This window comes from Roseomonas aerilata DSM 19363 (genome assembly GCF_000711725.1).
Lineage (GTDB): Bacteria > Pseudomonadota > Alphaproteobacteria > Acetobacterales > Acetobacteraceae > Roseomonas > Roseomonas aerilata.
In genome coordinates, this window is the sequence record NZ_JONP01000010.1 from 91,187 (window position 1) to 105,257 (window position 14,071).

General features: G+C 71.3%; 16 protein-coding genes and 1 tRNA gene. All 17 read right to left on the minus strand.

The window, feature by feature from the left end; translation table 11 throughout:
• Positions 1 to 8: 8 nt before the first annotated feature.
• On the minus strand, positions 9 to 1,421 hold the full coding sequence (locus BO39_RS29930) for a tetratricopeptide repeat protein (RefSeq protein WP_052402055.1): 1,413 nt from the start codon (positions 1,419 to 1,421) through the stop codon (positions 9 to 11).
• A 91-nt stretch (positions 1,422 to 1,512) separates the two neighbouring features.
• Positions 1,513 to 1,589, minus strand: a tRNA-Arg gene (locus BO39_RS13425).
• A 100-nt stretch (positions 1,590 to 1,689) separates the two neighbouring features.
• Positions 1,690 to 2,799 carry a 3-isopropylmalate dehydrogenase gene (gene leuB / locus BO39_RS13430; RefSeq protein ID WP_043834053.1) on the minus strand — a complete coding sequence of 370 codons (1,110 nt, stop codon included), beginning with the start codon at positions 2,797 to 2,799 and terminating at the stop codon, positions 1,690 to 1,692.
• Between the two features lie 28 nt (positions 2,800 to 2,827).
• Positions 2,828 to 3,439 (minus strand): 3-isopropylmalate dehydratase small subunit, encoded by a 612-nt coding sequence (gene leuD / locus BO39_RS13435; RefSeq protein WP_043834055.1) that lies wholly within the window; start codon positions 3,437 to 3,439, stop codon positions 2,828 to 2,830.
• Positions 3,436 to 4,875, minus strand: coding sequence for a 3-isopropylmalate dehydratase large subunit (gene leuC, locus BO39_RS13440; protein WP_043834057.1), 1,440 nt, complete (start codon positions 4,873 to 4,875; stop codon positions 3,436 to 3,438). Before leuC ends, leuD begins: the two co-directional genes overlap by 4 nt.
• Positions 4,876 to 4,956: 81 nt before the next feature.
• Positions 4,957 to 5,349, minus strand: coding sequence for a 50S ribosomal protein L19 (gene rplS / locus BO39_RS13445; protein ID WP_043834059.1), 393 nt, complete (start codon positions 5,347 to 5,349; stop codon positions 4,957 to 4,959).
• Between the two features lie 25 nt (positions 5,350 to 5,374).
• Positions 5,375 to 6,115 (minus strand): tRNA (guanosine(37)-N1)-methyltransferase TrmD, encoded by a 741-nt coding sequence (gene trmD / locus BO39_RS13450; protein WP_052402056.1) that lies wholly within the window; start codon positions 6,113 to 6,115, stop codon positions 5,375 to 5,377.
• Positions 6,112 to 6,702 (minus strand): ribosome maturation factor RimM, encoded by a 591-nt coding sequence (rimM, locus tag BO39_RS13455; protein WP_052402057.1) that lies wholly within the window; start codon positions 6,700 to 6,702, stop codon positions 6,112 to 6,114. The genes trmD and rimM overlap by 4 nt, the downstream gene beginning before the upstream one ends.
• Positions 6,703 to 6,720: 18 nt before the next feature.
• Positions 6,721 to 7,065 carry a 30S ribosomal protein S16 gene (rpsP, locus tag BO39_RS13460; protein WP_043834060.1) on the minus strand — a complete coding sequence of 115 codons (345 nt, stop codon included), beginning with the start codon at positions 7,063 to 7,065 and terminating at the stop codon, positions 6,721 to 6,723.
• Between the two features lie 33 nt (positions 7,066 to 7,098).
• Positions 7,099 to 8,484: a signal recognition particle protein gene (ffh, locus tag BO39_RS13465; protein ID WP_043834062.1), complete on the minus strand. Its 1,386-nt coding sequence runs from the start codon at positions 8,482 to 8,484 to the stop codon at positions 7,099 to 7,101.
• Positions 8,485 to 8,888: 404 nt separating this feature from the next.
• Positions 8,889 to 9,305 carry a hypothetical protein gene (locus tag BO39_RS13470; RefSeq protein WP_043834064.1) on the minus strand — a complete coding sequence of 139 codons (417 nt, stop codon included), beginning with the start codon at positions 9,303 to 9,305 and terminating at the stop codon, positions 8,889 to 8,891.
• Positions 9,305 to 9,703, minus strand: coding sequence for a RidA family protein (locus BO39_RS13475; RefSeq protein WP_043834066.1), 399 nt, complete (start codon positions 9,701 to 9,703; stop codon positions 9,305 to 9,307). Before BO39_RS13475 ends, BO39_RS13470 begins: the two co-directional genes overlap by 1 nt.
• A 5-nt stretch (positions 9,704 to 9,708) precedes the next feature.
• Entirely contained in the window at positions 9,709 to 10,764 is a 1,056-nt protein-coding gene (locus BO39_RS13480) for an aromatic ring-hydroxylating oxygenase subunit alpha (protein WP_084698089.1), read from the minus strand.
• Positions 10,765 to 10,769: 5 nt separating this feature from the next.
• Positions 10,770 to 11,012 carry a recombinase-like helix-turn-helix domain-containing protein gene (locus BO39_RS31055; RefSeq protein WP_084698090.1) on the minus strand — a complete coding sequence of 81 codons (243 nt, stop codon included), beginning with the start codon at positions 11,010 to 11,012 and terminating at the stop codon, positions 10,770 to 10,772.
• A complete protein-coding gene (locus tag BO39_RS13490) occupies positions 11,009 to 11,323 on the minus strand; it encodes a hypothetical protein (protein ID WP_043834295.1) in 315 nt (104 codons plus the stop codon). The genes BO39_RS31055 and BO39_RS13490 overlap by 4 nt, the downstream gene beginning before the upstream one ends.
• Positions 11,324 to 11,346: 23 nt before the next feature.
• A complete protein-coding gene (locus BO39_RS13495; RefSeq protein WP_245615147.1) occupies positions 11,347 to 12,339 on the minus strand; it encodes a PDR/VanB family oxidoreductase in 993 nt (330 codons plus the stop codon).
• A gap of 37 nt (positions 12,340 to 12,376) precedes the next feature.
• Positions 12,377 to 14,065 carry a thiamine pyrophosphate-binding protein gene (locus tag BO39_RS13500; RefSeq protein ID WP_043834067.1) on the minus strand — a complete coding sequence of 563 codons (1,689 nt, stop codon included), beginning with the start codon at positions 14,063 to 14,065 and terminating at the stop codon, positions 12,377 to 12,379.
• Positions 14,066 to 14,071 lie beyond the last annotated feature (6 nt).

Consider the following 14,071-nt stretch of genomic DNA (forward strand, 5'->3'; position numbering starts at 1 on the left):
GCGAGGGGCTACCGGCCCCCTGCCCCATCCTGCCGGAGAGCGGACCAGGCTTGCGCACGGCGGAACAGGGCGGCGGCGCGCGCGGAGAACCGCGAGGCGGCCTGATGGGCCGAATCCCGCAGCGGGCGGGCGCTCTCGAGGCCGAGGGAGAGGGCCGCGGCATAGGCCACCTCAGCCTCTTCCGGACGGCCCAGGGCCCGCAGGGCATTGCCGAGGGCAAAGTGTGGGAAGGCGCCGGCCTGGGGCAGAGCCAGGGCCTGGCGCGCCGCCCGCTCGGCGCCGGCGGCGTCACCAAGGCCCAGCAGGGCGCCGGAGAGGCCGACGAGGATCCAGCCATCGCCAGGGTGTAACCCATGGGCGCGGGCGAGCGCGGGGTGGGCCTCGGCAGCGCGCCCCTCTGCCAGGAGAAGGTGGCCGAGCTGGGTGAGCAGCGCGGGGTCCTCCGGGAAGACGGCGAGGCCGGCCTGGGCCGCGCGCAGCGCGAGATCCGGGCGGCCGGCGCCGGCCAGGGCGAATGAGCGGGCGGCATGGCCCTCCGCGGAGAGGCCTGCGACGGCCAGGAGGCGCGCGAGGACCGGCTCGGCGCCGCCGTGGAGGGCGAAGCCGAGGGCCTCGGCCTCGGCGTAAGGGGTGAGGCCGCGCTGCCGGGCACGGTCCAGGAGGGCCGTGCCGGCCGTCTCCCGGCCGCGACCGAGGAGGACCGCGCCGGTGCCGGCGTGCCAAGCGGCAAGGTTACGGCGACGGGCACGGATGAGACGGCGCAGGCGGGCGGGATCGTCGGCGCGGAGGCTGGCCAGGGCCTCGGCCAGGGGCGCGCGCCCTGCCAGCAGGGCCATGGTGCCGTGGAAGAGGCCGAAGGCCGGGACGAGGCGGACACCCTCCGCGGCGAGGAGGGACGCGGCCGGCCCGTCGCCGGGCGCGCGGGGGTCGGTAACCATCCAGGCGCGGGGGGCGAGGTCCGCGGCGGTGACGCGCATGCCGGCGTGCAGGACAGGGTCGTGCAGGACGTGCCAGCGCCTGTCCTCCGGCACGTCGGCGGGCGCGATGGAGGCCTGGGGCGAGATGGCCAGGGCGGCGGAGAGGCCCAGGATGCGCCCGTATTTCAGCGCGCCGTAGCCGCCCATGGAGTAGCCGTAGCCGATAGCCTCCTCACCACCGAGACGGGCGCGGATGATGGGGGCGGCGGCGAGGACGGAGGCGGCGGGATACCAGTTGGGGCGGCGCGCGACGAAGCCGATGGCGGGCCAGCCGAGGGCGGTTGCGACGCTCGCGCCCCAGAAGCCCGGCTGGTCGGGGCGGCGGGTGTAGTCGCCGAAGGTGACGAGGGTGGGGTGGCCGGGCGCGCCGGGGATGGCGCGGACGACGATCTCCGTATCCTCGAAGACGGTGACTGTTCCGGGTGCCGCGGGCGGCGTGATCATGCGCGCCTCTTCACGACCGATGCGGGGCGTGGCGGCTCAGTGTGTCAGCGCAACATGGGGTGCTGGGCCTGTCAACCGGCCCGGGGAACGATGGCGCGCCCGAAGAGATTCGAACTCCTGACCCCCAGATTCGTAGTCTGGTGCTCTATCCAGCTGAGCTACGGGCGCGTGCCAAGTCGTTAGTCTGTTACGCTAGTACCGGCCGGGTTTGTCGTGCCCCGTCCTTGGCGCGGGAGATACAAGCAAGGCGGTTGGGGCGCAACCCCCTTCACGCCGCCATCTTGTCGAGTTCGCGCACAACCGCTTCGCCCATGATGGAAGTGCCGACGCGGGCGGCGCCGGGCACCATGATGTCGGCCGTGCGCAGGCCGCCGGAGAGCACCTTTTCCACCGCGTTCTCGATGAGGCGCGCGTCCTCCTCCATGCCGAAGGACCAGCGCAGCAGCATGGCGAAGGAGAGAATCTGCGCGCAGGGATTGGCGATGCCCTTGCCCGCGATATCCGGCGCGGAGCCGTGGATGGGCTCGTAGAGCGCGTGGCGGCGGCCACTGGAATCGGGAGCCCCGAGCGTTGCGGAGGGAAGCATGCCGAGGCTGCCGGTGACCGCCGCCGCGAGATCGGAGAGAAGATCGCCGAAGAGGTTGCTGGCGAGGATGACGTCGAACTGCTTCGGGCGGGAGGCGAGCTGCATCGCGCAATTGTCGGCGTACATGTGCGAGAGCTGGACGGAGGGAAACTCGGCGGCGGTGCGCGTCACGATCTCGCGCCAGAAGCGGCCGGACTGCATGACGTTCGCCTTCTCGACGCTGGTGAGGCGGCCGCTGCGCTTGGCGGCCAGCTCGAAGGCGACGCGGGCGACGCGGACGATCTCCTCCTCGGAATAGGTCTCGGTGTCGAAACCGCGGCGTGTGCCGTCGGGCAAGGTCTCGATGCCGCGGGGCTCACCGAAATAGATGCCGCCGGTGCTCTCGCGCACGATCATCAGGTCGAGGCCATCGACGAGGTCGGCCTTCAGCGAGGAGGCCTGGGCGAGCGGCGACCAGACGATGGCGGGGCGGAGATTGGCGAAGAGGCCGAGTTCCTTGCGCAGGCGGAGGATGCCGAGCTCGGGGCGGCCCTCGAAGGGCAGGCTGTCCCACTTCGGGCCGCCGACGGAGCCGAAGAGGATGGCGTCGGCGCCGAGCGCCTGCTCCATCGTGCGGTCCGGGCAGGGATGGCCGAGGGCGTCGATGGCGGCGCCGCCGACGAGGCCTTCCTCCACGTCGAAGGTGACCTGGCGGCGGCGGTCGAGCCAGTCGATGACGCGGCGGACCTCGCGCACCACCTCGGGGCCGATGCCGTCTCCCGGGAGGACCAGCAGCTTCTTATTCGCGGGCATGCCCTGTTCCTTCCCGTAGTTTCTCAGATCAGCCGTAGAGCCAGGGCTGCGCGGCGCGCTGCTTGTTCTCGAAGCCCTCGATCACGGAGGCGCGCTGCATCGTCTCGCCGATGTCGTCGAGGCCGTTGAGCAGGCGGTGCTTGCGGAGCGCGTCCACCTCGAAGGGGATCTCCTCCCCGTTCGGGCGGATGACGACCTGGCGGGGCAGGTCCACGGTGATGCGCGCGTTGGCGCCGAGGCGCGCGTCCTCCATCAGCTGGTCGCAGATCTCGCGCGGGAGGCGGATCGGCAGCACGCCGTTTTTGAAGGAGTTGTTGAAGAAGATATCGGCGAAATCAGGCGCGATGACGCAGCGGATGCCGAAGTCGAGCAGCGCCCAGGGGGCGTGCTCGCGCGAGGAACCGCAGCCGAAGTTCTCGTGCGCGACGAGGATCTCGGCCTGGCGGTAGGGCTCCTTGTTGAGGACGAATTCGGGCTTCTCGGTGCCGTCGTCGTTGAAGCGCATGTCGGCGAAGGCGGCGCGGCCAAGGCCCTTGCGCTCAATCGTTTTCAGGAAGCGCGCAGGGATGATCTTGTCGGTATCGACATTCGCCATCGGCAGCGGGGCCGCGATGCCCGTGAGCGTGGTGAAGGGGGTCATGCGGCGTCTCCCATCGCCTGCGGCATCAGCTCGCGCACGTCGGTCAGGTGGCCCGTGACGGCGGCCGCGGCGGCCATGGCGGGGGAGAGGAGATGCGTCCGGCCGCCCTTGCCCTGGCGCCCCTCGAAGTTGCGGTTCGAGGTAGAGGCGCAGCGCTGGCCGGGCTGGAGGCGGTCGGGGTTCATGCCGAGGCACATGGAGCAGCCGGCCTCGCGCCACTCGAAGCCCGCCTCGCGCAGAATGGCGTCCAGGCCCTCGCGCTCGGCCTGCTCCTTCACGAGACCGGAGCCGGGGACGACCATGGCGCGCACGCCCTCGGCCACGCGGCGGCCGCGGACGACATTGGCGGCAGCGCGGATGTCCTCGATGCGGGCATTGGTGCAGGAGCCGACGAAGACGGCGTCCACCTTCAGGTCCTGCAGGCGCTGGCCCGGGGTGAGACCCATGTACTCCACCATGCGGCGGAGCTGGGCGCGCCGGTCCTCGTCGGCGGCGGATTCGGGGTCGGGCACGGTGCCGGTGATGGGCAGCACGTCCTCGGGCGAGGTGCCCCAGCTGACCATCGGGGTAATCTCGGCGGCGTCGAGCACGACTTCCTTGTCGAAATGCGCGCCCTCGTCGGAGGGGAGCGTGCTCCACCAGGCGATGGCGCGATCCAGCGCCTCGCCCTTGGGCGCCATGGGGCGCTCGCGGACGTAGTCGAAGGTGGTCTGATCGGGCGCGATCATGCCGGCGCGGGCGCCGGCCTCGATCGACATGTTGCAGACGGTCATGCGGCCGGCCATGTCGAGGGCACGGATGGCCTCGCCGGCGAACTCGATGACGTGGCCGGTGCCGCCGGCGGTGCCGATCTTGCCGATGATGGCGAGGACGATGTCCTTGGCGGTGCAGCCGAAGCCGAGCACCCCGTTCACCGTCACCCGCATGTTCTTCGCGGGCTTCTGCAGCAGGGTCTGCGTGGCGAGCACGTGCTCGACCTCGGAGGTGCCGATGCCGAAGGCGAGCGCGCCCATGGCGCCGTGGGTGGAGGTGTGGCTGTCGCCGCAGACGATGGTCATGCCCGGCAGCGACAGGCCCAGCTCCGGCCCGATGATGTGGACGATGCCCTGGCGCTTGTCGTTCAGCGGGATGTAGGTGACGCCGAACTCGGCGACGTTCTTCTCCAGCGTCGCGACCTGGAGCGCGCTCTCGGGCTCCTGGATGCCGGTGAAGCGGGTGGCGTCGGTCGGCACGTTGTGGTCGGTGACGGCGAAGGTGCCGTCCAGCCGGTGGACGCGGCGGCCGGCCTCGCGCAGGCCCTCGAAGGCCTGGGGGCTGGTGACCTCGTGAACGAGGTGGCGGTCGATGTAGAGGAGGGCGGTGCCGTCAGGGAGGGTTTCCACGACGTGGGCCTCCCAGATCTTGTCGAACAAGGTGCGTGGCTTCGTGGCCGACATCTTCACTCTCTCCTCCAACTCTAACGGAAAGCGGCCCGCCCTATGTAAGGTGCGGGCCGCTGGCCGCTTCATGCCGCCTGGTTATGCCTGCTGGGCTTCCTCGGCGGCCTTGCGGGGGGCCGCGCGCTCCTGGATGCGGGCGGACTTACCGGTGCGGCCGCGCAGATAGTAGAGCTTCGCGCGGCGGACCTTGCCGCGGCGGACCACCACGATCTCGGCCACGTTGGGGGAGTAGAGCGGGAAGACGCGCTCCACGCCCTCGCCGTAGGAGAGCTTGCGGACGGTGAAGTTGCTGTTCAGGCCGCGGTTGGAGCGGGCGATGCAGACGCCCTCATAGGCCTGGGTGCGGATGCGCTCGCCTTCCTGCACCTTGACCATCACGCGCAGCGTGTCGCCGGCCTGGAACTCGGGCGTCGCGCGGGCGCCGGAGAGGCGCGTCATCTGGTCGTGTTCGAACTGCTGGAGCAGGTTCATCGTCGTGGTCCCTTCTGATCTGCGTTTAGGCGGGCGAGGCCGCCGAATGCAATGGCGCCCGGGGGGCCGGGCCTTGCCGTTGTTCTGTTGAGAGGAGGTCCGGACGCCGCTCGCGGGTCACGGCCTCCGACTGGGCGCGCCGCCAGCGGGCAACCTCCGCGTGATGGCCGGAGAGGAGGACCTCCGGCACGCGCAGGCCGCGCCATTCGGCGGGGCGGGTGTAGTGGGGGTATTCGAGGAGATTATCGGAGAAGCTCTCCTCCTCCGCGCTCTCGGCGGCGCCCATGACGCCGGGGATGAGGCGCACGCAGGCATCGAGCAGGACCATGGCCCCGAGTTCCCCGCCCGAGAGGACGTAGTCGCCGACGGAGACCTCGATCATGCCGCGGGCTTCCACCACGCGCTGGTCCACGCCCTCGTAGCGGCCGCAGAGGAGGACCGCGCCGGGGCCGGATGCGAGCTCGCGCACAAGCGGTTGGCGCAGCGGGGTGCCGCGCGGGGTGAGGAAGACGAGCGGGCGGGTGTCGCCCTCTGACATGGCGGCGGCGCAGGCGGCGTCCACCACGTCCGGGCGCAGCACCATGCCGGCGCCGCCCCCGAAGGGGGTGTCGTCCACCGTGCGGTGGCGGTCGGTGGCGGAGGCGCGGATGTCGCGCGCCTCCAGCGACCACAGCCCGCGCTCCATCCCGCGCCCGGCGAGCGAGGTGCCCAGCGGGCCCGGGAACATGCCGGGGAAGAGGGTGAGGACGGTTGCGCGCCAGGTCATGCCGCGTCCCGCCCGCCGCTGCGGCGGCGCATGGAGGGGCGGCGCGGGCGCGGGGTCTCGCCCTGCTGCACCTCGTCCTCGCCGGGCTGGGGAGGGACGACCGTCTCCGCCGGGGGGACGACGACGACGCGGCCGGCGGCGATCTCCACCACCGGCACCACGGCGCGCGTGAAGGGGAGCGGCGTGTCGCGCCCGTTCGCGTCGCGGATCGTGATGACGCTGCCAGCGCCGAAATCCTCCACCGCGAGGACGGTGCCGAGAGGTTCGCCCGCCTCCGTCTCGGCGCGCAGGCCGATGAGGTCGGAGAGGTAGAACTCGTCCTCCTCCACCGCCGGCAGCACGGCGCGGTCCACGTAAAGGCGCGTGCCGGTGAGCTTGGCGGCGGCGTCGCGGTCGGCGATGCCCTCCACCTGCACCAGCCCGTCCGCGAGCCATTTCAGCACGAAGCGTCGCGCCCCGCCCTCATCCGAGAGCGGGCCATAGCCGGCGATCGCGGCCGGCTCGGCGGTGTAGGAGCGGACATGGATCAGCCCCCTCACCCCGTGCGGGCGGCCGAACTCGCCGACAAGGATGCGCGACGCGGGCATGGCTCGGTGCGGTCAGCCTCAGGCCGCGCTGGCGGAAGCGGCCGCGGCGGCACGCTCCTGGGCGCGCTTCTTCGGGGCGGACTGCTTCGGCTGCTCCTTGAAGGCGGGCATCGGCGCGAGGCCGGCCTTGCCGAGGAACTTCGCCACGCGGTCGGTCGCGACGGCGCCGTTGCTCAGCCAGTGCTTCAGGCGCTCGTCAAACAGGCGCACGCGCTCAGCGTGGTCGGAGGGCAGCATCGGGTTGTAGGAGCCGAGACGCTCGATGAAGCGGCCGTCGCGGGGGGAGCGGCTGTCGGCCACCACGATGTGGTAGTAGGGGCGCTTCTTGGCACCGGCGCGGGCGAGGCGGATCTTAAGGCCCATATGTCGTATCCTTGGCTTGTATCTGTCGGTTGATCAGAAGGGGCGCTTGCCGCCCCCCATGCCAGGCAGGAGCGCGCCGAGACCGCCGCGCATCATCCCTTTCTGGCCGAGCTTGTTCATCCGCTTCATCATCGCGGACATGTCGTCGAACTGCTTGAGCAGGCGGTTCACGTCCTGCACCGTCACCCCGGCGCCCGACGCGATGCGCTTCTTGCGGGAGGCCTTGATGATGTCGGGGTTGCGCTTCTCCTTGGCGGTCATCGACGAGATGATGGCGGCCTGACGGCCGACCATCTTGTCGTCGATCTTCGCGTTCGCGATCTGCGACTTCATGGCGCCCATGCCGGGCAGCATGCCGAGGATCCCCGAAAGGTTCCCCATCTTGCCGACCTGCTTGAGCTGGTTGGCGAAGTCCTCGAGGTCGAAGGTGCCCTTCCGCATCTTCGCGGCGAGCTTCTCGGCCTCGTCGCGGTCAATGGTCTCGGCGGCGCGCTCGACGAGGGAGACGATGTCGCCCATGCCGAGGATGCGCGACGCGATGCGGTCGGGGTGGAAGTCCTCCAGCGCGTCCAGCTTCTCGCCGGCGCCGAGGAGGCGGATGGGGGCGCCGGTGACGGCGCGCATGGAGAGGGCCGCGCCGCCGCGGGCGTCGCCGTCCACGCGGGTCATGACGATGCCGTTGACGCCCACGCGGTCCTGGAAGTTCCGCGCGGTGTTCACCGCGTCCTGGCCGGTCATGGCGTCCACGACGAGCAGCGTCTGGTGGGGCTTCGTCGCGGCCTTCACGGCGGCGACTTCCTCCATCAGCGCGTCGTCGATGGAGAGGCGGCCGGCGGTGTCGAGGATGACGACGTCGAAGAGCTCGCGCCGGGCCATGTCCATGGCGCGCGCCGCGATCTCGAGCGGGGACTGGCCGGGGACGATGGGCAGGCTCATCACGCCGGCTTGCGTCGCCAGCGTCTGGAGCTGGAGCTGGGCGGCGGGGCGGGCCACGTCCAGCGAGGCCAGAAGGACCTTCTTCTTGTCCCGCGTGCGCAGGCGCAACGCGATCTTGCCGGAGGTGGTGGTCTTGCCCGAGCCCTGGAGGCCGACCATCAGGATCGGCACCGGCGCCGGGGCGTTCAGGTCGAGGCCGGGAGCCTCCATGCCCTCGCCACCGCCGAGCGCTTCCACCAGCGCGTCGTTGACGATCTTGATGACCTGCTGTGCGGGCGAGACGCTGCGGATCACCTCCACGCCCACCGCCCGCTCCCGCACCTTCGCGATGAGGTCGCGCGCGACCGGGAGGGCAACGTCGGCCTCCAGGAGGGCGACGCGGACCTCGCGCAGGGCCTCGGTGACGTCGGCCTCGGACAGGGCACCGCGGCGGCGGAGCTTGTCGAAGACGCCGTTCAGGCGGGTGGAGAGCGCCTCGAACATGCGGGCGGGGTCAATCCTGTTACTCGGCTGGGGCCAACCCATGACCGATCGCGCCGCTGCGCGAACACTCGCGGAGCGACGGAGCCGGCACCCTCAGGGGGCGGCCGACCGGCGGGCGGGACTGGTCCCGGGAGCGGGCGCATTAGCGGGGTGGGGGCGTGGCGTCAAGGAATTAGACGGGGTGGGCCGGTGCTGGTGACTCTGGGGGAGGGAATGAATTCTCTCCCCCAGACCCCCACTCATCTTTTTCTACCCGTTGGGAATACTTGGTGGACGGTGCGCCTCGGGTCTTGGACCCGAGGCGACTGCATGGGCAGGAAGGATCTGACAGATGAGGGTCCAGGGGCCTCGGGCTCCTGGCGGGTGAGGTCCGGAGAGGGCAGAGCCCTCTCTGGCCCGGCCGCTCAGGCCCGCAGCAGGTCCGGCGGCTGGTCCTGATCCGAGACGGCGTATTGGAAGTAGCCGGTGCGGCGGGCGTCGTAGAGGGTGACGGAGGCCCCTCCCCCGGCGTGGCCGGTGAAGCGTTCGCCGGAGGCCAGGTCCTGGCCCTCGAAGGCCACGTCGCCGGTCAGGCGGAGGGCGACGGTGGTGCCGTCGAGTTCGATGCCCTCGGGGGTCGAGTGGACGCGGAGGCTGGTGGCGAGGTCGAGGAAGCCGTTGTCGCGCGGTTCGATGCGGAAGGTCTCGCCGGTGCCGAGGGCGTGGACGAGGACGGGGCAGCGGCCGGTGCGGCGGCGGTGGGCCTCGACGGCCACGATGCGGCGGAGGTCGGCGTCCATGCCGGGGTTGCGCCGCGGCGGGGTGGGGGCGAGGCCGTCCATCAGGCGCCCGCGCCGAGGATGGCGACGGCGTCCACCTCGATCAGGAGGTCGGGCGCGGCGAGGGCGGAGATGCCGACGAGGGTGGAGCAGGGCATGGGGTCTGAGAAGAACTCGCGCCGGACGGGGCCGATGGCGGGGCGGTCCTCGATGCGGGTCAGGTAGATGGTGAGCTTGGCGATGTCGGCGGCGGTGCCTCCGGCGGCTTCGACGAGGGCGATGACGCGGCGGAAACTGTGGCGGGCCTGGTCCGCCACGCTGCCGTCGCCCAGCACGCCGCCGCCTGGGGCGCCCGCGTGCTGGCCGGAGATGTGGACGGTGTTCCCGGCGACGAGGCACTGGGAGAAGATCTCCCCCGGGGGTTCCGGCACCTCGGGGGACGTGACCTTGCGGTAGGCCATGCGCGCTACGCCTTGCCGGCGGCGCGCAGTTCGGTGAGTTGCTTGCGCGCGACCTGGACGAGGTGGCGGCGCAGGCGGATGAGGCCGGCGTCGTGCTGGTAGAGCATTTCGAATTTTTCCAAGCCGGGGCGCTGGCCCTGGAGGATCTCGCGGTCCTGCTCCAGCACGTGCCAGTGACGGGGCTCCATGCGCGTGCGGTAGAGGAAGCGCCAGACGTCGCGCTGCCAGCCCTGCACCTTGCGGACGCGCCAGAAGAAGCAGGCGGTCCAGTTCTCGTCGATGGGGCAGCCGAAGGAGATGATGCCGAAGTTGCCGCCCGGGCCGCCGGAGGGCGGATAGGGAATTTCGAGGCGGACGTAGAGGGCGTTGTCGTCCACCAGCTCGGACCAGTCGAAGTTGACGTCGCGCTGGCCCTCCTTCTCGAAGAAGAAGCCCTTCTCGGTGTCGCGGGTGACGAAGTGGGCCTGGGTGTCGCCCTGGTACATCGTGTGGGAATTGGCGTGCAGGAAGGTCCCGTGCATCGGGTCCATGTTGTTGTCGTAGAGGTAGCGCCAGAACATCTCCCAGTCGGCGTAGCAGAGGATGGCCTCGTACTCGCCGCCGGCGAGCTGGGGCGGCGGCGTGAACGGCTCGGGCTCCTCGTGCAGGGCGTCGCCGAACCAGACGAAGACGGCGCCGGCGATCTCCTGGGAGGGGTAGGTCTTCACGGCCTTCTTGCCCTCCAGCGGGCAGCCGGGCTGTCCGGGGACGGAGAGGACGGTGCCGTCCGTGCCGATCTCGACGCCGTGGTAGTTGCAGCGGAGGCGGTCGCCCTCGTTCAGGCCGCGGGAGAGGGGGACGGCGCGGTGCGGGCAGCGGTCGGCCTGCACGCGGATCGTGCCGGTGTGGTCGCGCCAGAGGACGATCTTCTCGCCGAGGCGGGTGAGGCCGACGGGCTTGCCGTTGGTCTGGATGAAGCGGGAGGGGAGGACGGGCCACCAGCGGTTGCGGACGCCGGTCGAGAGGTAGTCGCGGATCTCGGCTTCCGTGATCGCCGCCGGGCGGGTGAGGGTTGTGCTCATCGGCGTCAGGCTCCCAGCTCGTGGATGAGGGCGGTGAAGCCCTCGGCGGTCCAGGTGCCGCCGGTGGGCGGGCGGACGCGGGAACGGTTGAGGGCGGCGACGAGGTCTTCGAGCTCGTAGTTGCCCTTCGCGAAGGCGGCCTCGATCGTGTCGGCGAGGTCGGATTCCCAATCGGTGACGGGGCGCGTGAGGGTCTGGCGCGCCTCGAGATAGGGGAACGCGTAGGTGTTGCTCACCGTATTGCTCACGGGGCCTTCTCCTCTCTCTTCGCTTTCCACTCGCGCGTCAGGCGCTCGCGCACCGGCACGAAATCGTAGGTGGGGAAAAATTCGGTCGAGAAAACGCCCCAGGCGGAGCGCTCGATCTCGATGTTGACGCGGTTCAGCAGGGCCGGCGGCAGGCGGAGCGTCACGATCTGGCCGAGGCCCATGGCGACGGTCCAGGAGACGATCTCGCAGCCCTCGGGCGGGAAGCGCTCCCACCAGGCGCGCTCGGCGAGCGTGCCCTGGATGCTGTCGATGTTCTGCGACTGGTCGTGCTTGAGGAAGATCGTGAGCATGATCTTCGGTTCGTCGGCTGTGGTCACAGGTCGAGCACCAGGCGGGGGGATTTGGAGCGGGAGACGCAGCACATCATCGTGCTGTTCGAGGCGCGCTCGGCGGCGGAGAGGATGCTGTCGCGATGGTCCACCTCGCCTTCCAGGACCGCGACCTCGCAGGTGCCGCAGATGCCCTGCTCGCAGGAGTGGGGAACGTCGAGCCCGGCGTCGTTCAGCACCTGCAGGATTGAGCGGTCGGGCGGTACGGTGAGGGTGAGGCCGCGCTGGGCGCACTCGACCTCGAAGGTGTCAGCGGTCTCGCCCTCGGGGCGGGCGCGGGCGGTGAACCACTCGAAACGGACGGTGCCCTCGGGCCAGCCGGTGGTGGCCTGCTCGACCGCGAGCATCAGGGGCTCGGGGCCGCAGCAGTAGAGGAGCGTGTCGGGGCGGGCGTCGCGGAGGTGGGCGGCGACGTCGAGGCGCGTGCCTTCCGTGCTCGCGTGGACAGAGACCTCGCCGCGGCCGTTGCTGGCGGCGAGGGCGCGGGCCTCGCGCAGGAAGGGCGCGTCGGCGGTGCGGGGGGCGCAGAGGAGGAGGGACCAGGTGCTGCCGGCGGCGGTGGCCGCGCGCATCATGGGCAGCAGGGGCGTGATGCCGATGCCGCCGGCGACGAAGAGGAGGTTGGGCGCGGCCTCGAAGGCGAAGTTGTTGCGGGGGATGCCGAGGGTGACGGTGACGCCGGGGCGGAGTTCCCCGCGGTGGATGAAGCGGGAGGCGCGGCCGCCCTTCACGTCGCGGACGGCGATGCGGTAGTGGCCGCGCTCCGCCGGGTCGCCGCAGAGCGAGTACTGGCGGGTCGTGCCGTCGGGGAGGTGGAGGTCGATGTGCGAGCCGGGCTCGAAAGGCGGCAACTCGCGCCCGTCCTCGGCCTCGAAGTCGAGGGAGAGGACGCCGGGGGCCTCGTAGGTCATGCGGCGGAGGAGGGCGGTGAAGGTGGTGGCGCCCGCCTGCGCGCCGGTGGAGAGGATGGCGTTCATGCGGCCCCTCCCCTGCCCCTTTGCCCGCGGGGCGGCATCAGCGCACGCTTCCCGCGGCGCCGGCGGGCGGGCCGGCGAAGCTCTCGGCAAAGGGGCCGATGCTCGTCATGTCCACTTCGAGCACGCAGGGGCCCTTGGTGGCGAGGGCGCGGTCGAGGGCGGCTTCGAAGTGCTCGATGGCCGAGACCTTCTCGTGCGGCAGACGGATAGAGGCGCAGAGAAGGGCGAAGTCGGGGGTGAGCAGGTCGGCGTAGTGGCGGCGGCCGTCGTACTGCGCGTCCTGAATGTTGCGGATGACGCCGTAGCCGCCGTCGTTCATGAGGATGACGACCATGTTGGCGCCGATGTCGGCAGCGGTCGCGAGCTCCCCGATCATCAGCATGGCGCCGCCGTCGCCGACGAGAGCGACGGTCTTGGCAGGTTCGCCGGCGAGGGCTGCGCCGATAGCCATGGCGATGCCCTGGCCGATGCCGCCGCCGAGGGCGTGGACTCCGAGATGCGAGGCGGCGACCTGGACGTAGCGGTTGCCGAAGGTGGAGTTGGAGAGGGTGACGTCGCGCACGAAGGGGTGGCGGCCGGCGGGGACGCGGGCGAGCAGGGCATCGGCGACGACCTGGTAGGGGCCGAGGGCGCCGCGCAGCACGCCTTCGGAGGCGGCGCGGGCGATGGAGATGTCGTGGAGGAAGTTGGCGTCGGTCGCGAGTTGTGCCGGAAGGCGGGCGAGGAGGCCTTCGAGGACGAGGCGGGCGTCGCCCGTGATGAACATATCCACGGGGTAGTTGCGGCCGGCCTGGGTGGGGTCGGCGTCCACCTGCACGAGGGGGTGCGGCAGGGGCATGGCGTTGTTGCGGGTCTCGTTGCCGCGGAAGCGGGTGCCGACCGCGATCATGAGGTCCGCGCGGTCGTAGAGTGACTGCGCCTGCGGGGTCATGTTGAAGGCGCCCAACGAGCGCGGATGGTCTTCGGGGACGGTCGCGCGGCCCTGGGTGCTGGTGACGGCGGCGAACCCGCGGTTGACGAGTTCGGTCGCGGCCGCCGAGGCGTGGCGGGCGCCGCCGCCGAGCCAGAGCATGGGGCGTTCGGCGCGGAGGACGAGCTCGGCGAGGGCGTCGAGCTGGGCGGGGTCCGGCTGGGCAGGGGCGATGTGGAGGCTGGAGGGGAGCGCGCGGCCGGGCACCTTCACGCGCTGCACGTCCACGGGGATTTCGAGCGTGACGGGGCCGGAGGGGGCGGTAAGCGCGGCACGGGCGGCGGCGAGGAGCGTGTCCACGGCGCCCGAGGGTTCCCAGGCGCGGAGATAGGCCTTGCTGATGGCGCGCAGCATGTCGGGCTGGCGGGGCACGTCGTGGATGGCCGCGCGGTCGCGGTCCATGAAGGCGCGGTCCACCGTTGCCGTGATGTGCAGGACGGGGGAGCCGGCGGTCAGGGCTTCCACCTGCGATCCGGCGGCGTTGCCCGCGCCGGTGCCGGTGGAGGTGACGACGACACCGAGGGAGCGCGAGACGCGCGCGTGGGCGTCGGCCATGTTCATGGCGCCGGCCTCGCCACGAGCGGGGACGAAGCGGATGCGGCCCTGGCGCGCGATGGCATCGAGGATCGGCATGTTGTGGATGGAGATGACGCCGAAGACCGTGGTGACGCCGATATCGGCCAGCGCGCGGGCGATGAGGTCGCCCACCGGTTCCTCGGTGGTGGTGCGGGCGGCGGCGGGGGTGAGGTTGTCCATGACCGG